17 protein-coding genes are annotated in these 25,154 nt (G+C 75.8%); 10 read left to right on the top strand and 7 right to left on the bottom strand.

What is annotated here, in order from left to right; genetic code table 11:
- Positions 1–133 precede the first annotated feature (133 nt).
- Together WMF42_RS26240 and WMF42_RS26235 are read left to right on the top strand one after the other, a co-directional pair.
- On the top strand, positions 134–1,315 hold the full coding sequence (locus WMF42_RS26240) for a mechanosensitive ion channel family protein (protein ID WP_437685461.1): 1,182 nt from the start codon (positions 134–136) through the stop codon (positions 1,313–1,315).
- 395 nt (positions 1,316–1,710) lie between these two features.
- A complete protein-coding gene (locus WMF42_RS26235) occupies positions 1,711–2,832 on the top strand; it encodes a CBS domain-containing protein (protein ID WP_061610184.1) in 1,122 nt (373 codons plus the stop codon).
- 198 nt (positions 2,833–3,030) lie between these two features.
- Here the strand turns inward: WMF42_RS26235 and WMF42_RS26230 are convergent, their stop codons facing one another.
- The 4 genes from WMF42_RS26230 to WMF42_RS26215 all read right to left on the bottom strand — a co-directional run bounded on the left by WMF42_RS26230 (position 3,031) and on the right by WMF42_RS26215 (position 7,925).
- Positions 3,031–3,579: a hypothetical protein gene (locus WMF42_RS26230; protein WP_061610183.1), complete on the bottom strand. Its 549-nt coding sequence runs from the start codon at positions 3,577–3,579 to the stop codon at positions 3,031–3,033.
- Between the two features lie 10 nt (positions 3,580–3,589).
- Positions 3,590–4,072, bottom strand: coding sequence for a YtxH domain-containing protein (locus tag WMF42_RS26225; RefSeq protein ID WP_061610182.1), 483 nt, complete (start codon positions 4,070–4,072; stop codon positions 3,590–3,592).
- A gap of 471 nt (positions 4,073–4,543) precedes the next feature.
- The gene (locus WMF42_RS26220; RefSeq protein WP_437685458.1) at positions 4,544–5,005 is read right to left on the bottom strand and encodes an OmpA family protein; all 462 of its coding nucleotides are present in this window, start codon (positions 5,003–5,005) and stop codon (positions 4,544–4,546) included.
- A 355-nt stretch (positions 5,006–5,360) separates the two neighbouring features.
- Positions 5,361–7,925: a PAS domain S-box protein gene (locus WMF42_RS26215; RefSeq protein ID WP_233561990.1), complete on the bottom strand. Its 2,565-nt coding sequence runs from the start codon at positions 7,923–7,925 to the stop codon at positions 5,361–5,363.
- A gap of 264 nt (positions 7,926–8,189) precedes the next feature.
- Between WMF42_RS26215 and WMF42_RS26210 the strand changes: the two genes are divergently transcribed.
- Positions 8,190–8,696, top strand: coding sequence for a hypothetical protein (locus WMF42_RS26210; RefSeq protein ID WP_437685456.1), 507 nt, complete (start codon positions 8,190–8,192; stop codon positions 8,694–8,696).
- Between the two features lie 184 nt (positions 8,697–8,880).
- Here WMF42_RS26210 and mug read toward each other — a convergent pair whose 3' ends face one another.
- The gene (gene mug / locus WMF42_RS26205; protein ID WP_061610180.1) at positions 8,881–9,393 is read right to left on the bottom strand and encodes a G/U mismatch-specific DNA glycosylase; all 513 of its coding nucleotides are present in this window, start codon (positions 9,391–9,393) and stop codon (positions 8,881–8,883) included.
- 192 nt (positions 9,394–9,585) lie between these two features.
- Between mug and WMF42_RS26200 the strand changes: the two genes are divergently transcribed.
- The 7 genes from WMF42_RS26200 (at position 9,586) to WMF42_RS26170 (ending at position 23,756) form a co-directional block, all read left to right on the top strand.
- Complete coding sequence (locus tag WMF42_RS26200) at positions 9,586–12,777, top strand: hypothetical protein (protein ID WP_437685454.1); 3,192 nt, start codon at positions 9,586–9,588, stop codon at positions 12,775–12,777.
- Positions 12,778–12,910: 133 nt separating this feature from the next.
- Positions 12,911–16,075, top strand: a complete 3,165-nt coding sequence (locus WMF42_RS26195; RefSeq protein WP_437685452.1) for a hypothetical protein — start codon at positions 12,911–12,913, stop codon at positions 16,073–16,075.
- Positions 16,076–16,131: 56 nt separating this feature from the next.
- The gene (locus WMF42_RS26190) at positions 16,132–19,344 is read left to right on the top strand and encodes a hypothetical protein (protein WP_437685450.1); all 3,213 of its coding nucleotides are present in this window, start codon (positions 16,132–16,134) and stop codon (positions 19,342–19,344) included.
- Between the two features lie 83 nt (positions 19,345–19,427).
- Positions 19,428–20,033: a hypothetical protein gene (locus WMF42_RS26185; RefSeq protein WP_061609418.1), complete on the top strand. Its 606-nt coding sequence runs from the start codon at positions 19,428–19,430 to the stop codon at positions 20,031–20,033.
- 131 nt (positions 20,034–20,164) lie between these two features.
- On the top strand, positions 20,165–21,094 hold the full coding sequence (locus WMF42_RS26180) for an MYXO-CTERM sorting domain-containing protein (protein ID WP_155798541.1): 930 nt from the start codon (positions 20,165–20,167) through the stop codon (positions 21,092–21,094).
- A 310-nt stretch (positions 21,095–21,404) separates the two neighbouring features.
- Positions 21,405–22,874: an alpha-amylase family glycosyl hydrolase gene (locus WMF42_RS26175; RefSeq protein WP_061609416.1), complete on the top strand. Its 1,470-nt coding sequence runs from the start codon at positions 21,405–21,407 to the stop codon at positions 22,872–22,874.
- Between the two features lie 48 nt (positions 22,875–22,922).
- Entirely contained in the window at positions 22,923–23,756 is an 834-nt protein-coding gene (locus WMF42_RS26170; RefSeq protein WP_061609415.1) for a glutathione S-transferase family protein, read from the top strand.
- Positions 23,757–23,786: 30 nt separating this feature from the next.
- Here the strand turns inward: WMF42_RS26170 and WMF42_RS26165 are convergent, their stop codons facing one another.
- Positions 23,787–24,827, bottom strand: coding sequence for a phosphatase domain-containing protein (locus WMF42_RS26165; protein WP_061609414.1), 1,041 nt, complete (start codon positions 24,825–24,827; stop codon positions 23,787–23,789).
- A complete protein-coding gene (locus WMF42_RS26160; protein ID WP_061609413.1) occupies positions 24,820–25,086 on the bottom strand; it encodes a hypothetical protein in 267 nt (88 codons plus the stop codon). The genes WMF42_RS26165 and WMF42_RS26160 overlap by 8 nt, the downstream gene beginning before the upstream one ends.
- Between the last annotated feature and the right edge of the window lie 68 nt (positions 25,087–25,154).

The following is a 25,154-nucleotide window of genomic DNA, read 5'->3' as shown; positions in this document are numbered from 1 at the left end:
ACACGATGGATGAGCCCGGCGCGCTTCACTGCGTCACGAACCTTCCGCCAGGCCGGCGAGCGCGTCAGGCGTCTGGCGCCCGGGGTCCGGGCCAGGGGCGCGCCGCAGATCGGCGGATTGAAGGAGCAGATTCATGCAGAACTCGGTCTTCGAATCGCTGGGTGCCCGGCTGGGGATCCCGACGGATGGCCCGTGGCAGTGGGTGATGGTGGCGGCGAGCGTTCCGGTCGGCCTCGGGCTCGCGCGGCTCGCGGTGCACGCCTTCCGGCGCGCCGCCTCGCTCGTCGTGCGGCGGACATCGACGCCCTGGGACGAAAAGACGCTCGACGCGGCAATTGGCCCCATGACGCTTTGCCTCGGCGTGATCCTGACGGCTGGCCTCGCCAGGATGACGGCGCTCGGCCAGGTGCTCGTGGCCGATCTGCGGCCGCTCCTCTCGGCGCTGTTCATCGGCGGGGTGGCGTGGCTGCTCATGCGCATCGTGGGGATCCTCTCCGAGGTGCTGGACGCGCGCGCCGTGCGGCACCTCGAGGAGGGGAGCGAGTCGTCGCGCGGGCTGCGCACCCAGGCGCGCGTGCTCGAGCGGGTCGCGCGCGTGATCATCGTGATCGTCGCGGGCGCGCTCGTGCTCCTGAACTTCGAGACCGTGCGGAACGTCGGTGTGTCGCTCCTGGCGTCGGCCGGCATCGCGGGCGTCGTGCTCGGCCTGGCGGCGCAGAAGCCGGTCGGCGCGATCCTGTCCGGCCTCCACATCCTGTTCACGCGCCCCATCGACCTCGGCGACAAGGTGGTGGTGGACGGACAGTTCGGGACCATCGAGGAGATCCGCCTGACGCACGTGGTCATGAAGATCTGGGACGAGCGGCGGCTCATCATCCCGACCGCGCGGCTCCTGGACCAGTCGTTCGAGAACTGGACGAAGCACGGCGCGGAGAAGCTCGGCACCATCGAGATCTACGTCGATTACCGGACGCCGGTGGAAGCTATCCGCCAGCATTTCGAGTCCATCCTTCCGAACAGCGAGCTCTGGGATGGGCGGGTGAAGGCCGTTCAGGTCACGAACGTGTCAGAGCGCACCATCGAGGTGCGGTTTCTCGTTTCGTCGAGCGACTCGGGGAAGCTGTTCGATCTGCGGTGCTGGGTGCGCGAGGAGATGCTCCGCTGGGTCCGCGAGCTCGAGGACGGCCTGTTCCTGCCGCAGGAGCGCTTCACGCGGGCGTCCCCCGTCTCCGAGGAGGCCGAGCGGCGTGGTCCGGCCTCGGGCCGCGCGCGGCGGGCTGGAGGGATGGATGGGGTCGCCGATGTGACGACGTGACGGAGCGCGCCTGCTACGTAGCGTAACGCCACACCGCGGCATCCAGGCGTGCCGCACCGTTTGCGTGCTCATCCGGCGCGCAGCGGCCCGCTGAACTCCCCGCCTCACGCTCGTCGACTCTGAGGACAGCCCGAGGTGCGGAGCAGGGAATCACGCCTGACAGCCGCCGGCCGCGGGCGACGCCCGGCGCGAAGCCGTGTGTTGCTCCCTACGTGGAGCAGGAAAACGGCACATGCTTTGCAGTGAGCGCAGAAAAGTCCGCGACATTGCCCGTCAGCCGTCGACAGCGCGACGAGGTTCTCGCCACAGCCCCGGGGGGAAGGGGGGGGTGGCAGGTCGGAACGGCCCTCCCGCCATGCGCAGCGGTCTGCGCGAGAACCCAGGAGCAATGCGCCATGAACTCGGTCATCAGGGTCACGCGGATTGGCGGTATTGAGGTCGTTGCCCACGCGGCGTTCGGCCTGCTCATCCCGCTCGGGGCGCTCCAGTGGGGGGCGCGGCACGGCGGGGGCGGCGCGCTCTTCGGCTGCGCGCTCGGCGCGGCGCTGCTCGCGTGCGTGGCGCTGCAGGCGCTCGTGCACGGGGTGGTGGCGCGGCAGCTCGGGCTCGGGTTGAGCGAGGTCCTGCTCTCGCCGCTCGGCGCGGTGGCGCGGCGCGCGCGCCCTGTCGCCGGGTGGATGCAGGGCGGCGCGCTCGGCCTCGCAGCGAACTTCGCGCTCGCGGCGCTGTTCTTCGTGGCGGTCGGCGCGCAGGGCGGGGCCGAGGGGCTCCGGTGGGCGTCGGTGCTGCAGGCCGCCGAGGCGCCCTCGCGCGAGACGGCGCTCGTGTGGGTCGCGAGCGCGAACCTCGGCATCGCGACGCTCGGCCTGCTGCCGGCGCTGCCGCTCGAGGGCGGCCGCGTGCTGCGCGAGGCGCTCTCGCCGCTCACGGGCACCTGGCTCGCGACCTCGATGACGGCGACGCTCGGTCAGGCGATGGCGGCGGCGCTGTTCTTCATCGCGCTGTTCGGCGGTCAGCTCTTGATCGCGGCGCTGTCGGCGCTCCTCTTCCTGGGGGCGCGGCGGGAGTGGAGCGCGGCGCAGGCGGTGATGGCGCCTGTCGAGGTGGCCGAGCGCCGTCCGCTCGTCGAGGGGAGGGCGGTCCAGCTCTGGCCTGGCGAGCTCGTGGGCGACGCCGCGCGGCGCATCCTGGCGAGCCAGGAGCCGGATTTCCCGGTGGTCTACGAGGACCGCGTGATCGGGATCGTGACGCGAACGGACGTGATGCGCGCGCTGGCCTCCGGCGAGGAGGGGTCGTTCATCGCCTGGATCATGCGGTGCGACGTGCCCAGGGTGGCGGCGGACGTGCCGCTCGACGAGGTGGGGCGGAAGATGGTGGAGAAGAACACGCCGGTGGTGGCGGTGTTCGACGGGGAGAGCTACCTGGGGCTCGTCAAGCACTCGGACATCGCGGGGGCGCTCACGCGGGGGCGCGGGGGGCGGCTCGGGAGGATCCACCTGGCCCCGCAGATCGGGTGACCGGCAGCCCGGCCCAGGGGGAGCTCGTCGCGCGGGGCAGGGGACAGGCAGACTCGCGGGAGCCATGAGCCCTCCGGCAGAGCCGGAGGGCTCATGGCTATTCTGCGCGGACGACCCGGCTTGATGACGGCGCAAGCGAAACGCCCCGCCCCGGCGGGACCGGGGCGGGGCGTTCCTGGCTCGCCGTGCGGCGGAGCTTCAATCGCTGCGCACGAAATTGAGCTTGAAGGAGACCACGAGCACGAGCGCGTCCTGACTGATGCGACGCTTGCCCCAGGCGACCCCGATGTGCAGCCCATCGATCGGCTCGAGGTTGGAAGGGAGACCCACGGTGTGCGTGAGCGTCTTCGTGAAGTTCCACTCAGGCTTCTTGTTCGCGAGCGCCGAGTTGACGGCCTTCATGATCGTGTGGTCGATGATCGAGGGGATGCCGCGGATGTCGGCCTCCTCGAGCTCGACGTTGAACGCGAGGACGTTTCCACTGTTCTTCTCGACAATCTCAGGGGAGATGAGGACCTTGAGCTCATCGAGCTTGACGGTGGGGCTCACGACCGGGAAAGACCACTTCAGCTCCGCAGGACAGTTGACGCGCAGGCCCATGTCCTCGACCAGCGTGATCTCGGTCGGCTTGCCCAGGTAGAGCCAGCGGTCGGTCTTCTCGTCATCGTCCAGATGGATTTTCACGGGGAGGAACTCGCCCAGAATCTGGACGAGATCCTCCCGCGTGATGATGGCTTCGAGCCACACGTCCAGCGCCTCAGCTCAGGTGGTGACCGCTCTCGCCGCCCTGCCGCCCGCCCTCGATGCCGTAGTGCGAGTTCCCCGTCTCGGACGGAGAGACAGCGCCCTTCACCGCGTCGACCGCGCCGCCGACCTGGCGTTCGGCCTGCTCGACCCCGCGGGTCGCCTGGCGCTTCAGGCCGTCGAGGCGGGTCAGGATGTCACGGCGGAGCGCCTCGCCGGACGTCGGCGAGAGCAGCACGGCCACGCCTGCGCCCACCGCGACGCCGGCGCCGAAGTACGCGAGGGTCGCGAGCGGGCTGCGCCTGCGCGCCAGCCCGACCCAGCCGAGCACGTCGTCGAAGCCGAGCGCCCCGATCGTCGCGGCGATCCCGGCGACCGCCTTGGCGACGTCGAACGCCGTCGTCTTGGCGGTCGTGGCAGCGCCAACCGCGCCGACAGCCGCCGTCTCGTACACACCCTTTGCAGTCCCCACAGCGTCATTCAGTCGGTTCGTCATGGCTCTTGTCTCCTTGTGACGGACCTGACGTCCGCCGGTTCGTGACGGCATGCATTGCAGGCTCCGGACCAACCCTCGGATCTCGCTGTACGGCCCGCTTGTCCCCGCATCAGTCGCCCACCCCGTGACGCCCGCGTGACGAAATGCCACATCTGTCGTGGCGCGCCCCGGTGCATCGCGCGCCTCCCGTACCAGAACGCCCCCGCGTCGCCCGAGCGCCGCCGCAAACGGAAAGAGGTTAGTCCGGAAGAACGATGGAGTGCGTGCCCCGCCCGGCAGCCCGCTTCATCAGCGCGTCCCCCCCGCCGAGCCCCCCCGCCGATCAAATCGCCGAGCCCCCCCGCCGCCGAGCGGGGCGCGCCCGCACAGGAGACGGGCCCAGATCGGCGTTTTCGGCGCGCAGGCGTGCTCCAGTACGCCGAGCACCGAAAACGTCGAGATGGGCCCGTATCCGCCGCGGGCGCGTCCCGCTCAAAGGGGGGAATGGACGACGCCGAGGAGCACGACGTCGACGCGACGGTCGTAGCCATAGGAATACATCGGTTGCGTGCCGACCGCCTCGGCGGCGCCCGTCGCGCGCACCGTGACGCGGGCCGCAGGGATGCCCTCCGCCACAAGGATCTCCTTCACCCGCTGGGCGCGGCGCAGCGAGAGATCCTGGTTGTACGCCGGCGTGCCACGGGGGTCGGCCCGGCCCACGAGCTCTATCCTCGCGTCCTTCAGGTTCGAGGAGCGCAGGCAGTCGACGACCGCCCGGAGCTCCAGGTGCTCCTGTGGCAACGGCTCGGCAGAGTCGAAGGCGAAGTTCGTCTTGGGAAGCCGGCATACATCGGCGATGTCCGCCCCGAGCGTGAGCCCGATGAACCGATCCTCGCCCTCCCTCAGATCAGGCCACTCCACCTTGTAGACACCGTCCGGGCCCGGGTTGGGCATCCTCGGCTCCGCGACGGCCGATTGCGCCGGCGCCGGGGGCGCGGCGCACGCAGACAGAAGAGACACAGCCAGCGCGCCCAGGAGACTCCTGGGCAGTTTGAACGTCGACATCACGAACACCCTCCTTCCGAGGTCCGCGGCGCGAGCTGCGGGACACGCCGCCAGAGGAGAAGGCGCCGCAGCTCACCATCCCGCCTTCGCCGGCGCTCGCCTCGCATCGAGCCGCTTGTTGGTCCGAGGAGGTGTGTTCAAGCTTCGTGCCGGGCCCGTGAACGTGGTGTCCAGGCGCCCGGCGCGGCCCAGGCCGCACGCCCGCGCCCCGCGCCGCCGGCCGCGCGCGCGGCCTACCCGGGGATCATCCGGGCGAGGAAGGCTCCCGCGCCTCGAGCTTCGGCCAGGTGAACCGGAACGTGGCGCCGGCGCCGACCGAGGACTCGACCCACGCGCGCGCGCCCTTGCTATGGACGATCTTCTGCACGACCGACAGCCCGATGCCGGTGCCCTCGACCTTGTCCCGCGCCTTCAGCGTCTGGAAGATGCCCCAGATGCGATCGTGGTACTCGGGGGCGATGCCAGAGCCGTTGTCGGAGACCGAGAACTCCCAGAACGCGCCGGCGTCGCGCGCGGAGATCCGGACCTCCGGATCGGCGCGCCCGGCGTGCTTCAGCGCGTTGCTGATGAGGTTCAGGAACGTCTGCTGGATCGGCGCGCGCTCGGTGACAACGACGGGCATGTCCGGGGCGATCTCCACCCGCGTCTCCGGCGGGGGCGCGAGCAGCTCGACGATCTCCCGGAGGAGCTTGCCGACGTCGATCGCCTCGGGCTTCTCCCGGACGCGGCCCGCGCGCGAGTAGCTCAGGATCCCGTCGATCAGGTTCTCCAGCCGGTGGACGCGCCCGCGGAGCAGGTCGAGCTGCTTGCGGCTCTCCGCCGTCATCTTGTCGCTCAGGTCCTCCTCGATCCACTGCGAGAGGTTGGCGATGCCCCGCAGCGGCGCCTTGAGGTCGTGGCTCGTGACGTAGGCGAACTGATCGAGCTCCTTGTTGCTGCGCTCGAGCGCCTGGACGAGCCGCTGCCGCTCCTCCTCGGCGCGCTTCTGATCGTCGATGTCCGTGTAGGTGCCGAACCACCGGATGATGCGGCCCGCGCCGTCGCGCGCGGCGACCGCCCGGCCGATGAACCAGCGGTAGGCGCCGTCCGCGCGCCGGAGGCGGCTCTGGTTCTCGTACGGCTCGCCCGTGCGCAGCGCCTGCCGCCAGGTCGCGATCGCCTGCTCGTGCTCCTCGGGGTGGATGATCCGGCTCCATCCCTCGCCGCCCGTGTCCTCGGGGGTGAGCCCCGTGTAGTCGTACCAGCGCTGGTTGAAATACTCGTGGTGGCCGTCCGGGCGGTTCGTCCACACGAGCTGCGGCATCGTCTCGGCGAGCAGACGGAACTGCGCCTCGCTGTGCTTCAGCTCCTCCGCGAGCGTCTCGACCTCCTTGCGCACCGTGACCTCGCGCTCGAAGAGGAGCGCGTTGTCGACGCTGAGCGCCGCGCGCCGCGCGAGCTCCTCGGCGAACTGCACGTCGGCCTTCGAGTAGCGCCGGCCCGACTCCGCGTGCACGAGCGTCATCGCGCCGAGGACGCGCCCGCGCGCCGCCAGCGGCACCACCATCGACGAGCGGAGGCCGAGCTCGCGGGCGAGCCGCAGGTGCTCCTCGTCCCGGGCGATCGAGACCAGCAGCGCGTCCGTGACCTCGGGAATCCACTCGGTCTGGCCGGTCCGGAGCACGTTCGGCACGCCCCTCGGCGACGTGGGATCGACAGGGTACCGGTCCTCGATCTGCCGGACGAAAGCCACCTTGGCCGGGTCGGTGTGCAGGACGGCGACGCGCTGGATGACGCCGTCCTGCGCCTGGATGTCCACCGCGCACCAGTCGGCGAGGAGCGGCACGACGAGCCGCGCGAGCTGCCCGAGCGTCTCGCGGAAATCGAGCGAGGACGAGAGGATCTCGCCCGCGCCGGCGAGCAGGCTGACGTTCGCCTCGGCGCGCTTGCGCTCGCTGATGTCGAGCACGTAGGTGAGGTTGCGCCGCTGCGTCTCGATCCGGGCCGAGCCGACGAGGACCGCCACGCGCTTGCCGTCCTTGCGGATGTACTCCTTCTCGAACTGCCTCGTGACGCCGTGGGCGCTCAGCTCGCTCACCGCGTCGTGGTGCACGTGCTCGTACTCGGGCGGCGAGAGCTGCTGCCACCGGAGGAGCCCCTCCTTGAGGTCCTCGCGGGTGTAGCCGACCAGGGAGAGGAAGCTGTCGTTCGCCTCGATGACGCGCCCCTCGTAGTCGCTGAAGAGCAGGCCCATCATGCTCGTGTCCATGATGCGCCGGAACACCTCGTCGCTCGCCTGCCGCTCGAGCTGGCGGAGCGCCGCCTCCTGCCGCTTGATCTGCTCGGCCCTGCGGTGCAGCTCGACGAAGACGGCCACCTTGGCGCGCAGGATGTCGGGATTGAACGGCTTGACGACATAATCGACAGCGCCCTGCGCGTAGCCGCGATACAGCCGGTCCTCGTCCTCCGGCAGCCCCGAGATGAAGATGATCGGGGTGTGCCTCGCCTGATCGAGCCCCCTCACGCGGGCGGCCGTCTCGAAGCCGTCGATACCGCGCATCTTCACGTCCATGAGGATGAGCGCGAACTCCTCGCGGGTGAGGTGCTCGAGCGCCTCCTCGCCCGATTGCGCGGTGACGAGCCGCTGGCGCAGCGGATCGAGCACGGCCTCGAGGGCGAGGAGATTCGCGCGGTGATCGTCGACGAGCAGAATGCTCGCGACGGGCTCGGACGGCGTGGAGGGCTTGGAGGACGCGGAGGGGAGCGGGGCGCCAGGCGGGAGCGAGGCCTTCATGATCTGCGGGCTCAGCCCCGGCTTGCGGTCGGGCATAACGATGACGGTTAACGGCGCCCGGACCGTCTGGCAAGCGAAAGCGGCGCTCGCACGGCCGGGTCGAATTCTCCAGCTTCCGCGGCCCGGCGGCGCCGGACGTGGCTGTCATCGCCGCGCCGTGGCGAACCGTCTCGCGCGGCGGACGACGTCGGCTGGCGCCGCGTCGGGCCGCGCCGCAGCAGCCGGCCGCCCGTGGCTGGCATGGGGCCTGCTGGACGTGGGGACTGGACGACCGATCGAGAGATTGTCGAGGGATCACCCATGCGATTCGAACTCAAGCTGGCCTGTCTCGTGGGCGCGCTCGCCGGCGTGCTGCCGCCTCCGCTCGCGAGGGCGGCCGACGGCGCGGGGCTCTTCGCGCTGCCGCCGAGCCGGCTTGACGCGGCGGATCGCGCGGCGATGCCGGCTCCGGAGCCGCCTGGAACATCTGGAAGGACGATCAAGGCGCTGATCGAGCGCGCGGTGATGTCCACCATGGCCCCGCCGCCGGCGGAGATGCGCGTGGCGCCGCTCGTGAGCCGAGGTGGCGGCGGCGGGCTCCGTCTGGTCCTCCCTGTGTGCGAGGACGGCTGTTCGCGGTACGCGTCGCGCGGAGTCCTCCTTGTCACGCCGCGGACGCACGACTCGCCGATGGCGTGGCTCGCCGCGGTGAGCAACCGCGTGGCGCAGCCGACCGACGGGCCGCCCGGCCTCGCGGCGCTCCGCGAAGAGGCCCACAACGCGCGCGCGAAGGTGCCCCAGGAAGAGGAGAGCGCGCTGCCCGAGTAGGCGCCCCGCGCGCGGAGGGGGAGTGCGCGCCAGGGAGACCGCCTGTCGGCGCGGCGATGCGACGGTCGACGAGTCCGCGTCACGGCGAGGGGTCGAGTCGGCGCAGGACGGATATGGCGCGACCGCGGCTCTCGGATCACCACCTTTCCGGAGGCGCGCTGCCCGGGCAGGCGCGCGGCGCGGCTCACGGCGGGGCAGGGGCGGGCGCGACAGCGTAGCGCAGGGCGCGGAACATCTCGGCGAGCTTCTGCGGCTGGTAGCTGGCGTTGAGGCCGCTCGGGTTCGGCAGCACCCAGAGCCTCGTCGCGCCGAGCGTCTCGGGCTGCGGGCCGGGCGCGGCGTGGGGCCGCCCGAACGCGCTCCTGTAGGCGCCGATCCCGAGCACGGCGAGGAAGCGGGGGCGGTACTGCCGCACCTTGGCCGCGAGCCTCACCCCGCCCGCGGCGAGCTCTTCGGGCGACAGCTCGTCGGCCGACGCTGTCGCCCGCTCGACGACGTTGGTGATCCCGTAACCGAGCTTCAGCAGCTCGCGCTCCTCGGACGGCGAGAGCACGCGATCGGTGAAGCCGCCCGCGTGCAGCGCCGGCCAGAAGCGGTTGCCGGGGCGGGCGAAGTTGTGCCCGACGGCGGCCGTGTAGAGGCCGGGGTTGATGCCGCAGAAGAGGACGAGGAGGTCGGGCGCGATGACGTCCGGCACCGTCTTGCCGGCGGCGGCGAGGAGCTCTTCTTTCGTGGGTCGGCGGGGTCGGCGAGCGGTGGGCACGGGCGTTCGGGGCGGGCGCGGCGCGCCGCGGGCCGCAGCGTACGACGGCGCCGCGGAGAGAGCGCGCGGGCGTCGCGCTGTCGAGGTGGATCGGCCCTGGACGGGGACGGTACAGCAGATACCGTCGTGCTTTCCCTGATGGTGGCGCGCGCGCTTGGTCTGCTCACGGTCGTCGTCGTGTCCGGCTGCGCGCTCGGGCCCGAGGCGAGCCCGGCGGACGGCGCGGCCGGGCCTGCCCGGCGGGCGCGTGTGTCAGGCGTGTCGGGGGCGGCGGGCGCGTGGGGCGCGATGGGCGCGGGCGACGCGGTCGGCGCTGGCCCGGCGGGGGCGCGCTACATCCAGGAGATCACGGACGCGGTGTTCCGCGTGACGCATGACGGGCCGGAAGCGGCCGTCGTGGATCGCGTCGTCGCGGGCGGGGCGCGGCTCGAGCTCGACGCGGGCGGGCGCGTCGTGGCGGCGGCGTGGGAGGCCGCGCTGTGGGCGGCGGGCGAGCCCATCGTTGGATCGCTCGCGATCGCGCCCCACCTCGGCGGGGGCTTCCTGCACTGGAGCCGGGGCAGGGCGTTCCGGTCGCGCGGCTTCACGGGGCCGCTCGCCGAGGTGGCGCTCGGCGGGGGCGCGGGCGCCGTGCGGGGCGCGCGGAACGGGCTCCACGGCGTCGTGGTCTTCACGGAGCAGAGGCCGCGGGCGGTCCTGCCGGGCGAGGATCGCGGCCGGGCGCTCGAGGCGCCGGCCATCCACGATCTCGCGGCGCTGGACGCGGCGCGCGCTGTGCGCCTCGACGTGTTCGGCCGCGCCGCGACGACGGCGGACGGCGGCCGCACGTGGATCGACGCCGGCCGGCGGATCGGGGTCGCCTCGCGCGCCATCGGCGTCGCGCCGGGCGCGCTGTGGCTCGAGACGGCGCTCGGGCGCGCGGCCGTCCTGCCGGACGGCGCGCTCGGCAGGCCCGACGGCGATCTCCGCGCGATCTCGTCGTGGTCGGGCGGATCGTTCCAGCTCCGCTTCGCGGGCGGGCGCGCGGATCCCGCGCAGCGTGAGATCACGCCGGCCGTCGCGGCGGTCGCCGCCGGCGCGCTCCTGCCGGACGGGACCGCGCTCGGGGTGATCGACGCCGGCGTCGCGAGGATCGACGCGCGGACGGGCGCGACGCGCGAGCGGCTCGCCGGCTGGTTCCCGGACGGGCTGGGGTGCGCGCCGATCCGCGCGGACGACGGGCTGCTCTTCCTGTGCGCGTGGGACGAGTACGAGCGCTACGGCAGCTACGTCCTGCGCTCGGAGCGCGGCGAGCCGCCGCGCGTGGAGCGCGCCTTCACCGACGAGGGGTTCTTCGCGGCGGACGACGGCGGCGCGCTCGGCTTCGTCGGCGGGTGCGGGGCGTCTCCGCGGCTCGTCAGCGACGAGGAGCGCGATCGCCGGTACGGCGAGGCCGTGATCCACCCGAGGATCTGCGTGCGGCGCGGCCGGGGCGCCTGGGTCGAGCACGCGATCGAGGTCGGCGAGGGGCAGGCGCTCGTCGGCTGGGCGCCGCGCCGGGACGGGAGCGCTGTCGCGCTGCTGCGCGGCGAGCGCGACGCGCTGCCGGCGCCTGTCGGCGCGCCGCGCGCCCGCGACGAGGGGGGCGCGCGGGTGGTGCGGCTCCAGGGGGATCAGCCCGGCTGGTACTGGACGCCGCCCTCGCGCGGCGCGTCGCGGGTGCTCGTCGACAAACGCTTCCGCGCGCGCGAGGGCGGCGGGGTCGACGGGTGGCTGTCGTCGGTCGAGTGGCCCGATCCGGTCGGGCAGGCGAGCCTGGGGATCACGATCGCGCGGGGCGGGGAGGTCGCGGCGCACGCGCTGCCGCCGGAGCCGGCGGGGATGGTGGTGACCGGCGATCACGGCGTGCTCGTCACGCGCGGCGGGGAGCTCCACGAGACGCGCGATCACGGCCGGACGTGGCGCGCCGCCGGGCGCTCGCCGGTGCCGCCGTCGTCGTTCCAGGGCGCGTGCTCCGCGCTCGGCTGCGCGCTGTCCGGCGTGGTGCGGCTCGGCTGGGGCGCGGGCGATCCGTCGCCGGCCGTCGCCGGGCCCGCGCCGGCCGCGGGCGGCGCGGCGACGGCCGGCGACGGCGATCCGCAGGAGCCGCCGGCCGGGCTGCCGGCGCTGTCGTGCGCGCCTGTCGGCCTGCCGGCGCCGCTCCCGGGCGCCGCTCCCGCGGCCGGCGCGGAGCGGTGGAGCGTGTCGACGCCGTACGGAGAGGCGCTCGAGATCGTCGCGGACGCGGCGGAGCCAGGGCGCGACCGGCAGCCGCCCGGGATGGCGATGCGGCCCGACGACGAGGCGGCGGGGCAGGGCGACGCGACGGCGGCGCAGGGCGACGCGGCGCCGGGAAGAGGCGGCGCGGCGGCGGGGCAGGGCGGCCCGAGGGCGGCGCCGATCCGGACCCACAGCGCGCTGTTTCGCCCGCCGCTCGATCTGCGCGGCGAGGTGCTGCGGCGGAACGCGACCGACCTCGCGCCGAGCTTCCGGCGCGGCGCGCAGCGCGCCGGCTCGGTGCCGCTGCTCGCCGCGGACGGCGAGGTAGCGCTGCTCGTCGTCGCAGAGGCGAGCGAGCTGCTCCTCGGCCCCGATGGCGCGCGGGTGCTCCCGGCGTTCGAGCCGCGCCGAGGTCAGCTCGACGGCGCGCTGGGCCAGGCGCCTGGCCTGCTGCTCGGTCCTGGCCGCGCCCTCGTGCTCGGCGAGCTCCGGCGCCGCGTGGCCGTCGAGGAGCACACGCCGGAGCCCCGGCAGCCCGCGCGCGTCGTGGGGCTCGACCGCGAGGAGCTGCGCGGCAGGCCGATGGCGCTCGCCCGGCGCGACGACGGCGCCATCGGCGTGCTGGTGCTCGACGGCGTCGCCCTGGAGACCGCCGGGGTGGCGGTGCTCGACAGCGTCGCGGGGACGGCCGGCGAGGCGGCGGCGCTCGCGCCTTGGTCGACGCTGACCGCCGCGAGCGACGCGCGCTGCCGTGCGATGGCGGGCGCGTGGCGCGCGCTCGTGACGCTCGATCCGGGGGGCGCCCTGCGCCTGGATCGGCGGGCGCTGCCCGCCGTCTCGCTCGGGGATCGCGGCCTCGCGCAGGTGCGCTGGGGGCGGGAGCGCGTCTGCCTCGAGGCGCTGCACGTCGCGGTCGCCGACGCGCGCCGGCGCGGGGAGGCCGCCGCGGGCGCGGCGCTGATCGCGCGCTGGACGGCGCCGCGCGGGCAGGGGACCGGGGGCGGAGAGGGCGCGCTGCGGACCGGGGAGATGACGCAGCGGCTGGCGTGCCTCGTCGGCGGTCGGTCAGCGGACGAGTGAGGGGCCTCTCCTTGCCCGCCGGTATCCGCCCGCGCCGCCGCTCCGGCGGCGCAGAACGGGTACACTCGCGCCTCCCGAGGCTCGCCATGACCCCCCCGAACCCGGTCGCCAACAGGCCCCAGAAGTACCGGCGTTGAGCGCCCCCTCGCGATCGCTCTCCCGCGCGCTCGGCCCGCTCGCGCTCCTCGCCGCGCCGGCGCTCGCGGCCTGCGGGGCGGCCGAGCCGGCGGCGGCGCGGCCCGGCGCGCTCGATCCGCCCGAGCGCGCGCTCGCCGCCGCCCCGCCCGTCGCGCTCGGCCCCGCCCGGTACGTCGCGCAGCCGGCGCCGGGCCTCGTCGAGCGCGTGGTCCAGCGCGGCCAGGAGGTCGACCGCGTGGTCGTCAACGGCCGGCGCGCCGAGCTGCACGGCGTCGCGCGGATCGTGCCTCTCGGCGCCGACAGCCCGGAGCTCGCCGGCGGCGCCGCGTTCCCCGCCTGGGCTCACGCCAGCGCGCCGCCCGGGCCGCGCTACGCGTTCTGGAGCAGCAAGGAGATCTACACGGCGGCCAGCTTCTCCGGGGAGCTCCGCGCGCTCGCCCCCCTGCCCGGCGACGTTGTCGGCGTGTTCCCGTGGCTCGGCGGCGTCGGCCTGATCACGTCCGCCGGTGCCTTCGCCGTCGACGGCGCGCGCGGCGCGCTGCGGCCGCTCGGCCTGCCGTCCCTCGTCGCTGCCGCGGCGGCCAGCGAGCGCCGCGCGCTCGGCCTCACCGTCTTCGGGCGCGCGCTCCTCACGCTCGACGCCGGGACCTCGTACAGCGACGTCACCGCGGCGCTCGGCGGCGCTGTCTCGGTCGACGCCCGCGGCGACGAGATCGTCGTCTCGCTGGACGACGGCCTCGAGCGCGCCGTCGACGCGAGCGGCCGCGTCGGCGAGCTCCGCGCGCCGCGCGCGCAGCCACCGGCCGACGTCGAGGCCGCGTGGCCCGACCGCGCGCCCTTCGCGCTGCTCGCGGCCGCCGTCGACGCCGGCCTGCCGCTCGCCGACGGCGGCGCCGCTGTCGCCGCGGAGGGCCTCGTCGGCCGCGTCGACCTCGCGACCGGGCGCGCCTCGTCCGGCGCGCCGTTGCCGCCTGGCAGCGGCGCGTGCGCGCCGTTCCGCGCGGGCGACGCGCTGCTCGCCGTCTGCGCCGGCCCGGATCGGGCGAGCGTGGTGGACATCTCCGGCGACGCCCGCGCGCCGCGCGCGCTCCGGATCGAGCGCGCGTTCGAGCTGCGGCCCGGGGCGGAGCCGGAGGTCGATCGCTTCGTGGGCGTCGACGGCGAGTCGCTCGGCTACGTCGGGCCCTGCGAGGGGCTGCCGAGGCCGCGCATCGACCTCCGGGCGATCGCGCGCGCGGCGCTCGCCGGCGGCTCGACGCAGGGGAGCGCGGTGTTCTGCGTGCGCCGCGGCCCGGGCGCCTGGGTCGAGCACCGCCTCGACCCCGCGGACGCGACCGATGTGCTCGCCTGGATCCCGCGCCGCGGCGGGGGCGCGGTCGCCCTCGTCGCGCGCCCCGGCGCGTCCCTGCGGGACGCCGAGCGCGTCGAGGTGCGCGGCGCGCTGCGCGTCGTGCGGCTCGCGCGGGGCGAGCCCCCGCTCTCCCTGTCCCAGGGGCCCCGGTACGGCGAGCGGCCGGAGCTGCTCTCCCGCGCGCTCGCCGTGCTCGCGGACCACACCGTCGAGGGCTGGCTCCCGGTGCAGGACCAGGCGGCGCGCCTCGCGCCTGTCGCCATCGACGCGGCCGGCCGGGTGCGCCGCCGCCCGCTCCCGGCGCGCGCGACAGCGCTCGAGGCGTCCGGGCCCTTCGCCCTCGTCGAGACGGAGGACGGCCGCCTCTTCGAGACGATCGATCGCGGAGCGCGGTGGGCGCCCGTCGCGCCGCCGCCGGGCGGCGCGGCCGCGCACGTCGAGAAGTGCTCCGTGGTGGGCTGCCGCGTCGGTCCGTTCCTCCGGATCGGATGGGGGTCGGTCCCGCGCGCCGGCGCGGCGTCCCCGGCCGACGCGCCCGCGGCGGAGCCGGCCCCCGGCCGCGCGCCGCGCGATCGCGACGGGCCGGCGCGGCCGATGCGGCTCGAGCCCGTCGCGCGCCTCGACTGCAGCTTCGCGGGGCCGCTCGCCGCCGCGCGCGTCCCGGAGTCGTCCGGGTTCGGCGCCGTCGCCGCGGCGCCCCTGCGCGGGGCGAGCCCGCTGCGGCTAGGCACCCTCGGGGTGCTGACGCTGCCGCCCTTCGGCGGCGCGCTGCCGGCGCCCTTCGCCGACGCGGAGCTCGCCTGGATCGCCCCGCTCGACCTGCGCGCGGAGATCCGCCGCGCCGCCGTGCCGCTCACGAGCGCCGGCCTGGCGCAGCTCGAGTTCCGCCCGTACGAGGCGTCGATAGGGCTCATGATCGATCGCGACGGGCGCGTGGCCCCGGTCGCGGCCGGCCCGAGGGAGGCGTGCCTCGCCGGCGTGCTGGACGCCGCGCGCGTGACGCGGCCGATCGGCGGCTGCGTTCCGTATCGCGCGGTCGGCGTCGACCTCGGCGATCGCGCGGTGTTCCTGGGCCCCCGGCACGACGGCCTCGCGGTGAGCGCTGTCGATCTTCGCGGCGGGTCGCCGGCGAGCGCGCCGCGCGGGGGCGGCGCGCCTGCGCCCGCGCTCCGGGAGCTCCGCGTGCAGCGCGCCGCGCGCGCGTCGCCGGCGAGCGCGCAGCAGGCGCGCTTCGCGTACGGCGCGGGGGCGCGCGACGGCGCGCCCGTCGTCGTGGCGGTCACCGGGTCCGGCGGCGCGGTGCTCTCGCCTGTCGATCCGGAGCTCGGCACCCTGGGCCCGGAGGAGGCGCTCGCGCCGCTCGGCGAGCTCGCCGCGGGCAGCGCGCCGTCGTGCGCGCCCCGCCGCGGGGAGGCGCGCGTTGTCCTGTCGTTCGACGCGGAGATCGGCCTCGTGCCCGGCGCGCTGCCGGGGGTCACCGAGGCCGCGACGGGGGGCGTCGCGGTGATCCGGTGGTCGCGCGAGAGCGCGTGCCTCGACGCCGTGGAGCTCAACGTGCGGGACGAGCGCCACGAGATCGACCTCGGCTTCTACGAGCTCACCGGCACCGTGAAGAAGGTCATTGCGCGCTTCGCGGGGCCGCCGCCCGCGGCGCCGCCCGGCGCGCGCGCGCGGGCCGCCCCCGGGGGGCCGAGCGCCGCGCCGGCGCGGAGCGACCCGCCGCAGGGGGCCGGCGGAGGCATGCTCGTTCTCGCCCTGCACGGCCAGGAGGTGCGGCAGCCGGTGCTCTGCAAGGCGGTCGTGCGCTGAGGCGGTTCACCGGGGGCGCGTGGCGGTGTACTTTCCGGCCGTCCCCCATGCGCAGCGTGAGCTCATCCGGAGGGCGCGCCGCCGCCGCCGCGATGCCCTCCCGCGCGGGCGCCCTCCTCGCGCTCGCCCTCGCCGCCGCGTGCAGCGCCGCGCCGGAGCGCGCGCCGCGGCCGGCCCCGCCAGCCGCAACGCCCGCCGACCCGCCGCCGCTCGCTCCGGCGCGCTACGTCCTCACCGAGGGCACCGGCGCCCTCTTCGACGCCGCCGATCCCGGCGACGGCTCTCCCTCGCCCCGCCCGGAGCCGGCGCTCTACGAGGGGGTCCGCGTGCGCCTCGACGGCGGCGTCGTGCTCGCCGCCGCGCCCGCGTCCGAGCTGCTCCGCGGGTTCCGGTCGCTCCCGGCGCGCCTCGGGGGAGGGTTCGTCCTCTGGTCCGAGGCGCGCGCCTACCGTGCCGGCGATTTCCTCGGCGATCTCGCGCCCATAGCCGACATCGGCGCGCCCGGCGGCGCGCGGCCGTACCTCGGCGCGATCCTCCTGCGCACCGACCGTGGGCTCCTCGAGGTCGACCCGGCCACGCTCTCCCTTCGCCGCTTCGGCGCCGCGGGGGTCGTCGACGCCGTGGCCGTCGACGCCCGCCGCGCCGCGCGCCTCGACCTGCTCGGCCGCGCCTCGGTCACGCTCGACGGGGGCGCCACCTGGACCGACGTCCTCGAGGAGCGCGGGCTCGCCACGACGCTCCTCGAGGAGCGCGGCGACGCTGTCGCGCTCCTCGGACCGGCGGGCACCCCCGCGCTCCACCTGACGGCCGCGGGCCTCGCGCCCGCGGCGCCCGCGCCCCCGCGCTCCCGGCGGAGCCCCGCGCTCCACCTCCCGCCGGCGACGGACCCGCTGCGCGACGCCCCCTCGATCCGCGCGCTCGCCCCGGACGTCGTCGCGCTGGCCGCGGCGACAGGCGCGCTCCTCCCCGGCGGCAGGCTGCTCGTCGCGCGCGACGGCGTCCTCTCCGTCCTCGCCGCGGCGACAGCGCGGCCGATCGCCGCGGCGGAGATCGCGGGCCTCGACCCGCGCTACGCGCGCTGCCAGCCGTTCCGGGCGGGCGAGGACGTCCTGCTCGCGTGCGCGCACGAGGCCGCCCACGTGCTGCGCCTCGAGGCAGCGCTCTCCGCGCCGCGGCTGGAGGCGACGTTTCCGCCCCGCGGCCGCGACCCCGATCCGCTCGCGGCCTCGCGGGGCGCGTTCCTCGGCGACGACAGCGGCCGCCTCGCCTTCGCCGGCCGGTGCGGCAGCGCGCCGCCGGGGCTCCACGACTTCCCGGAGCTCCCGGACGACGCCGCGCCGCGAGGCGAGCGGTCGCCGTGGCCTTCCGCGCCGTTGCCGCTGCCGGGCGAGCCGCGCTCCGGCGCGTCGCGCGGCGAGCCCGCGGAGGACCACGTCGCGCGCGTGTGCGTGCGCGCCGGCGGCGGCCGCTGGGTCGAGCGGCGCGTCGAGGGCGAGGACGCCCGCGGCCTCTACCGCTGGATCCCCGGCGAGCGCGGGACCGTCACCGCGCTCGTCCTGGAGGCGCCGGGCGGGCCAGCGGCGCGGTCGCGCGATGGGCAAGGCGAGGCGCCGCCCGCGCGGCCTCCCGCAGCGCGCGCGCGCGACAGCGGCCCCGCGGGCGCTCCCGAGGGCGTCCGCGTGATCCGCGTGCGCGAGCGCGACCCGGCGCTCGCGGGCGGCGCCTTCCCCGCGCCCCCCGACGCCCTCGCGTCGCCGCGCCTCGTCGACACCGATTTCTGGGAGGACGACGACGGCGCCGTGCGCGGCTGGCTCCACCTGGCCGACGCCGCCTCGCCTGCCGGCGACGCGCTGCCCGACGCGGAGGCGCCGGCGCTCCCCCCCCGCCTTCTCTCGCGCCGCCTCGGCGGCCGCATCGCCGGCCTGCGCATCGACGCCCGCGGCGGCGTCACTGTCTTTCCCCTCCCGGCCGCCGTCGCGCACGTCGTCGCCGGCGGGCGGTTCGCGCTCGCCGCCACCGCCGACGAGCCGCCGGCCTTCTTCGAGTCGACCGACGGCGGCCGATCGTGGCGCCCCGTCCAGGGCCCGCCGGCGCGCCAGATCGAGCCGCCGTTCGACGAGGGCGCCCCCTTCGCCTGCTCTCCGATCGGCTGCGCCATGGGCGACCACGGCCTCGTCCGCCTCGGCTGGGGCGGCCCTCCGCCGCCGCGCCGCGCGCCGCCGCCCTACGCCCCGGCCGCCGGCCCCGCGCTCCGCGCCGCGCCCCCGCCGCTCGTCTCCTGCCGCCTCGACGACGACGCCCCGTCTCTCCCGTCCCCATCGTCGCTCCCGGTGCCCCGCCGCGCGCCCCCGGCGCCCGGCGATCCCGCGGCGCCCCGGCCCCCCGACGCCGCGCCCCCGGTCGTCTCGCTGTGGACCGCCCCGTCCTCGCCGCTGGGCGCGCTCCGCGCCGGCGTCTTCACCGCGAGCGTGTTCCCGCCGTTCGCGACCGCCGCCCCGCGCCGCCTGTCGCTCCGCGCCGGCTCGCTCGCCGCGCCGTCCGGCGATGCCGTCCCCGTCCTGCTCGCGCCTGGCGCGAGCGCGCCCGCGGATCTGCTGCTGCTCTTCCGCGACCGGAGCGGCCCGCGCGGCCTCCGCGCTCGGGCGGGCGCCGCGCGGCCGGCGCTGCTGCCGTTCGACCACGCTGGCTCGATCGCCGCCGCGGCCGAGCTGCCGGGCGGCGACCTGCTCGCCTTCGACGCCGCGAAGCGGAGCCTCCTGCTCGCCACGCCGCGGGCCACGCTCACGATCGCCGGGCTCGCGCCGGTCCCCGACGTGGCGGGCGTCCGGCTCACCCTCGGCCGGCGGCTCGACGCGCCCGGCTTCGCCCTCGTCGGCTACGCCGTCGCCTCGGGCGACGTGTTCGCCGGGCCGCTCGACGTCGCCCGCGGTCAGGTCGGCCCGCTCGAGCCGCTCGGCTCCCTCGCGTCCCTCCGCGAGATAGGCGCCGGCGGCTGCGGCGGCGCGCGGCCGTCGCACAGGTTCGTCGCCGAGCTGCCCGCCGCCCTGCGGGTGGCCTCGAGGAGCGGAGCCCCGCTGCTCGACGAGGGCGCCCCCGCCGTGGCGCTGCTCGCCGGCGACAGCGGCGCGCTCTGCGTCGAGGCGATCGAGGTGCGCGCCTCGACGAGGGGCTCGCCGGATCTCGTCGCGGTCTTCGGCCCCGGCGGGGGCGCCGCGCTCCGCGGCGCGGGCGCGCGGCTCCGCTGCGAGATCGTGCCGGAGCGGCCCTGACCTGGCGCATCCGGGCCGGCCCCGACCCCGACGCGTCCCCGGGAACTCCGCGCCGGCGGGGCTCTCGTGCTAGGGTCGCCCCCATGCCCGCCCTTCGATCCTTGGCCCTGCCGATCGCGGCGGCCGCGTCGATGCTCGGCCTGCTGTTCGCGTGCTCCGAGCGCCCCACCAACTTCCCTGACCGCGACGGCGTCATCGCTGCCCAGGCCGAGTGGTGCGCCGCCCTCGCCAGGCTGCAGCGCGCCGGCGCCAACTGGGAGCACATGAACGCGTGCAAGGCCGCCTACCCGACCTCCTCGCCCACCTACCTCCGCGCGATGACGAGCTGCTTCTCGCGCCGCATGGAGGCCGCCACCGAGAGCTCGCCGGACAGGAGCCAGATCATCCTGGAGTGCAACGACGAGGTGGCCGTCAACATCAACCCGGACGATCCGGCGGCGAAGCCCGTCATCGATTCCCGCTGCGCGCGCATGGTCCGCTGCGAGCGCATCCCCGTCGAGACCTGCAAGGCCGGGTTCAGCAAGCTCGAGTCGGCCCAGCGCGCGATGTTCACCACGATCTACAACGCCGCCGGCCGCTACGAGATCATCGACTGCCTGGAGAACGCCAGCTGCACGGACAACGAGGAGGCCGGGCGCCAGGCCTGTTACAAGCCCACCTCCGACGCGCTGCTCTGGTTCCCCGACTGAGCCTCCCCGGCGCGCCGCCGGCGCGCCGCCGCCCAGCACCTGCCTCCGCGCCGCCGGCCCGCGCCCTCCGAGCGCCGCCGGCGCGCGCGTACGTGCCTCGTTTCCACGAAATCCCTGGTAGCGTGCTCCGCATGCGAACCGCCCGACCTCGAACCGGTCACCTGTCCCAGCTCGGCGCGCGGCGTCAGCGCGCCGCGCGATCTCACGCTCGCCCCGCCCACGCCGGCCCCGGCGCGGCGCGCCGCCTCGACGGCGGCCGCGGGCTCTTGCTCGCGCGCGTCGTCGCCGTCGCGCTCGCCCTGCTCGGAGCGTGGCTGCCCGCGACAGCGGCGCACGCGGCCGGCACCGTCACCCTCGCCGATCGCTCCCCCAAGGAGGACGGCGGCCGCTGGAAGCTCAAGATGACGATCAACTACGGAGGGACGCCGCACCTCGGGCACATCCCGATGCTGTTCTCGTTCACGCCGACGGTGCACTACGAGCGCGCGCTCACCGACCAGTCGCCCGAGAAGCCGATCCTGAACAAGATCCCGCTCCAGAACCAGCAGGCGATCAACGAGAGCATGGATGTCGGCTTCTCCGACGGCAGCGGCAAGGTCTTCTCGATCACCAAGTTCGACTTCGTCCTGCGGCGCGATCGCGGCTTCGAGGCCGGCGAGTACGAACTCGTGATCAAGCGCGCGAGCGACGGCGTGCAGATGGGGCAGAAGCAGAGGATCACCCTCCAGGGCGAGAACGAGGTCATCGATCGCCGCGCGATCGTCTTCACCGGCGAGAAGAAGAAGAAGGACACCTCGGCGGGCAAGGCCGACGCCGAGAAGGGCGATGAGCCCGCCACGGAGGAGGACGCGGCGAGCGAGCCTGCGTCCGACGCCGCCGAGGCCGACGCGCCCTCCGGCGACGCCCTGCCCGACGAGGCGCCGCCCCCGGTGGACCCGAAGCAGGGAGGCTGCGGCTGCCGGCTCGCGCCCGCCGAGGCCGCGACGCCCCTCGCGCTGCCGCTCGTCGCCCTGGGCGCCGCGGCCGCGTTCGCCCGAAGGCGCCGCGCTCGCCGCGGCTAGCCGCGCGCCGCGCCGCACGCACGCCTCACCGGACACACCTCACCGAACCGGCCTCGCCGGACACACCTCACCGACCACGCGCCGCGCCCGGACTCGCGCCGCGCGCGCCGATCGTCCTCGCCTGCGCCAGCAGCCCGGGCGGACTGGCCTGCGGCGCGGCACCCTCTGTGCTGGACGTTGCGCGGGCCTCGCTTCGACGGCGCGCGCACCTCGCGATCGCCCTTGCGGGGACCACCCGAGCGCGCCGACAATCCTCGCGACGCCGCCTGCCCACGACTTCCTCGCGGGCCCGCCGTCCCCAATCCAATCGATGAGCTCCCTAGTTCCCGCCCACCAGCACCCCCTGCTGTACGCGATCTTCGCGCGAGTCTGGCTCCATGAGCTCTCGCGCGCCGCCAAGGCGAGGGTGACGCTCGCCAGCGTGCCCGACGCGGCGCTCGACCGGCTCGCCGCGCTCGGCGTCGATTACGTGTACCTGATGGGCGTCTGGACGCTCGGCCAGGAGGGCCCGCGCTTCGCGCTCACGAACCCGGACCTGCGCGCCGAGTACGACCGCGTGCTGCCGGACTGGACCGAGGCCGACGTCGTCGGCTCCCCGTTCGCTGTCGCGCGGTACGAGGTGAGCCCCGCGTTCGGCGGCGACGCGGCGCTCGCGGATCTGCGCCGGCGCCTCGCCTCGCGCGGCATCGGGCTCCTCCTCGACTTCGTCCCCAACCACGTCGCGCGCGATCACCACTGGGTGAAGGAGAAGCCGGAGTGCTTCGTCGCCGGCGACGACGGCGCCCCGCTCAGCGGGCGCGACCCCTACACCCCGCCGTGGCCCGACACCGCCCAGCTCGACTACCGCCTCGCGTCGACGCGCGCCCTCTCCATCGAGGCGCTCCGCAGCGTCGCGTCGCGCTGCGACGGCGTGCGCTGCGACATGGCGATGCTGGTGCTCGACGACGTCTTCCGGCGCACGTGGTCGAAGCGGCCGCCGGCAGAGCGGAAGGCCGAGGCCACCGGCGAGTTCTGGGCCGAGGCCATCGACGCCGTCCGCCGCGACCACCCGAGCTTCGTCTTCATCGCCGAGGCGTTCTGGGACCTCGAGTGGCGCCTGCAGATGCTCGGGTTCGACTACACCTTCGACAAGAGCCTTTACGATAGGCTGAGCCACGCCTCCGCCTCCTCGGTCCGCGGCCACCTCGCGGCGACGCCCGACTACCAGCGGCGGAGCGTCCGGTTCATCGAGCACCACGACGAGCCGCGCATCGCGGCCGTGCTCCCGCCCGACCGGCGCAGGGCCGCGGAGTTCATCGCGGCGACGGTGCCCGGCATGCGCTTCATCCACCACGGCCAGCTCGAGGGCCGGACGGTGCGCGCCTCGCTGCACCTCGCGCGCGCCCCCGAGGAGCCTGTCGATCAGGCCTGCCTCGCCTTCCACGAGCGGCTGCTCTCGGCCGTGCGCCGCCCCATCCTGCGCACCGGCAGCTTCGCCACGCTCACCCCGCGGGGCCCTGGCGCCGACGCGTTCGTCGCCTACCGGTGGGAGCCGCTCCCGGCCTGCGGCGCGCCCCGGAGCGCGGCGCCGCTCGTGGCCGTCGTCAACTTCGCCCCGTCGCGCGCCGGGTGCCGCATCCCGCTCGACATCGCCGGCATCGCCGGCCGCAAGGTCCTCCTGGTCGACCTCATGACCGGCACCGAGCACCCGCGCGACGGCGACGAGCTCGTCGATCTGTCGCGCGGCCTCGGCGTCGAGCTCCCCGCGTACGGCACCCACCTCTTCGAGATCCGGCGCTGAGGCGCGCGGCGGCGCCCTCATCGACCCGCGCCGCGCCTGGAGGTCTTCATGTCCGAGCCCGGCGCCGACGCGCCCTTCCGCCTCATCACCATCCCCTTCAGCCACTACTGCGAGAAGGCGCGGTGGGCGCTCGACCGCGCCGGCGTGCCGTACCGCGAGGACGCGTATCTCCCGCTCGCCCACGCGCTCCCGGCGCTGCGCGCCGGCGGGCACCGCTCCGTGCCGGTGCTCCTCTCGCGGGCGGGCGCGATCCCCGACTCGACCGACATCGTCCGCCACGCCGACGCGTTCCTGCCGTCGGAGCACGCGCTCTTCCCCGGCGCGCCCGACGCGCTCCGCGCCGAGGTCGAGGCGCTCGAGGAGCGCTTCGATCGCGACCTCGGCCCCGCGACCCGCCGCGTCGTTTACTTTCACCTCCTGCCCGACGAGGACGCCGCGTTCCTCGTGATGGGCCGGTCCTTCCACGCGCGCGCGGCCGCCGGCGCGGCGCTCCCCTGGTGGTTCGGGCGCGGCGCCTTCCGCGCCTACTTCCCTGTCGCGCGCGCGATCATGCGGCGCGCGATGCGCATCGACGCCGCCTCCGCCGAGCGCTCGCTGGGCAAGCTCCGCGCGGTGCTCGACATGGTGAACGAGCGCCTGCGCGACGGCCGCCCGTTCCTCGTCGGCGACCGGTTCACGGCCGCCGATCTCTCCTTCGCCGCGCTCGCCGCCCCGGTGCTCGCGCCCGAGCACCACCCGGTGCCGCTCCCGCCGCCCGGCGAGCTGCCGGCCGGCCTCCGCGGGCTCGTCGAGGCGCTCCGCGACGAGCCAGCGGGCGCGTTCGTCCGCCGCCTGTACCGCGACCATCGACAGCCGCAGGCAGGCCTCCGCGCCGCCGCCTGACGCCCGGCGCGCGCGTTGACCCGCGCGCGCTCACCCCTGCGCCGGCACGCTCGCGAGCAGGTCCCGCACCGCCGGCCCTGCCTTGAGCGGCTCGCGGCGCGCGCCGAAGTAGCGCGCGTGCTCCCGGACCGCCGCGATCGCCGCCTCGGGGGCGAGGCCGTGCCGCGCGCGCAGCCACGCCGCCAGCACGACGCCCGCGCGGCCGTCGCCGGACGCGCAGTGCACGACGATGGGCGCGGCGGCGGCCTCCGCGCGCCGGAGCGCGGCGAGCGCGCGCTCCAGCGACTCGGCCGTGGGGATCGCGCCCCCCTCGAGCGGCACGTGCGTCACGCGGAGGAACTCGCGCTGGTAGCGGCCGAGGAGCGGGATCCGGTGCAGCGCCAGCTCCCCCTCGTCGAGCAGGCAGAGCACCTCGCGGACGCCCTGCCGCGCCATGAAGCCGAGCCACGCCTCCACGGGCGCGTCGCTCGGATCGGGGTTCGCCGCGGAGATCGGCGGCGGGACGATGGACGAGCGGATCCCGGACGCCGACCACATCGCCATCCCGAAGCCGGGGCGCTCCGCGCCGTGCACGACGCGGTCGAGCGCCGACGCGGGCGCGAAGTTGAACGGCGCCGGCGTGGCCTGGTCGTGATCGCTCCGGTAGAAGATCTCGAACTCCTCGACCGAGGCCTCGAGCTCCGGATCGTCGATCGAGCCGGGCCGCGCGCGCCGCACCTCGGCGACCGCGTTGGCCGCCGAGCTGCCCAGCGACACGAGGCGGCACGCGAGCACCACGCCTGTGCGCCCCACGCCGCCCTCCCCGTGCACGGCGATCGGCCGCGGCGCCCTGTCGAGGAACGCCACGGCGCGCAGCAGGTCCACGCTCGGGATGCGCGTGAAGTCGGCGAGGGGGCAGTGCAGGTGCACGAGCGATCCAAGCGCCTCGGGCGGCGGCGCCCGCCGCGACAGCGACACGACGCTGCGGAAGCCGAGCTCCGCGAGCTCCTCGAGCGCCCGCGCCGCGTGGGGGTACGCCATGCCGGCGAGCTCGCCGGGGATCAGGTAGGAGAAGTTCTCGAGCTCACTCATGGCCGCCGCCCGGCGCGCGCAGGGTCACGGCGCGCGCCTCGCGGCCGGGCATCGGCCCGCGCCGGACCTGGACGTCGCGGCGCGACGCATCGAGGCGCTCCGCGTCGCCGCCGGGCGACGCGAGCGGGAGCAGCTCCGGGCCTTCGGGCCGCGATCCTCGCCATGCGCGCTGGCAAGCGAGGCGGCGGCCGGGGCGGCGGAGGCGGCGAGGCGGAGGCTCGCTGGAGGTCGTGGCCCTGGGCGCGAGAGCATTCCTCATGGTGGGTCGCCATTCTAACGGCACTTCACGGCCGCTTGGCAGCCGTGACCGCGGGCGGTTCGTCCTGG

This window comes from Sorangium sp. So ce176, assembly GCF_051519835.1.
GTDB lineage: Bacteria > Myxococcota_A > Polyangia > Polyangiales > Polyangiaceae > Sorangium > Sorangium cellulosum_G.
The sequence above is the reverse complement of the archived record's forward strand: the minus strand, read 5'-3'. Positions and strand labels throughout refer to the sequence as shown.

Excerpts from the sequence above, each read along its gene's own strand:
- WMF42_RS26225 (WP_061610182.1), bottom strand. The coding sequence starts at position 4,072 with ATGACGAACCGACTGAATGACGCTGTGGGGACTGCAAAGGGTGTGTAC.
- WMF42_RS26165 (WP_061609414.1), bottom strand. The coding sequence starts at position 24,827 with ATGAGTGAGCTCGAGAACTTCTCCTACCTGATCCCCGGCGAGCTCGCC.
- WMF42_RS26185 (WP_061609418.1), top strand. The coding sequence starts at position 19,428 with ATGCCCGCCCTTCGATCCTTGGCCCTGCCGATCGCGGCGGCCGCGTCG.
- WMF42_RS26175 (WP_061609416.1), top strand. The coding sequence starts at position 21,405 with ATGAGCTCCCTAGTTCCCGCCCACCAGCACCCCCTGCTGTACGCGATC.
- WMF42_RS26170 (WP_061609415.1), top strand. The coding sequence starts at position 22,923 with ATGTCCGAGCCCGGCGCCGACGCGCCCTTCCGCCTCATCACCATCCCC.
- WMF42_RS26235 (WP_061610184.1), top strand. The coding sequence starts at position 1,711 with ATGAACTCGGTCATCAGGGTCACGCGGATTGGCGGTATTGAGGTCGTT.
- WMF42_RS26180 (WP_155798541.1), top strand. The coding sequence starts at position 20,165 with ATGCGAACCGCCCGACCTCGAACCGGTCACCTGTCCCAGCTCGGCGCG.
- WMF42_RS26240 (WP_437685461.1), top strand. The coding sequence starts at position 134 with ATGCAGAACTCGGTCTTCGAATCGCTGGGTGCCCGGCTGGGGATCCCG.
- WMF42_RS26160 (WP_061609413.1), bottom strand. The coding sequence starts at position 25,086 with ATGAGGAATGCTCTCGCGCCCAGGGCCACGACCTCCAGCGAGCCTCCG.
- WMF42_RS26220 (WP_437685458.1), bottom strand. The coding sequence starts at position 5,005 with ATGCCCAACCCGGGCCCGGACGGTGTCTACAAGGTGGAGTGGCCTGAT.
- WMF42_RS26210 (WP_437685456.1), top strand. The coding sequence starts at position 8,190 with ATGCGATTCGAACTCAAGCTGGCCTGTCTCGTGGGCGCGCTCGCCGGC.
- WMF42_RS26215 (WP_233561990.1), bottom strand. The coding sequence starts at position 7,925 with ATGCCCGACCGCAAGCCGGGGCTGAGCCCGCAGATCATGAAGGCCTCG.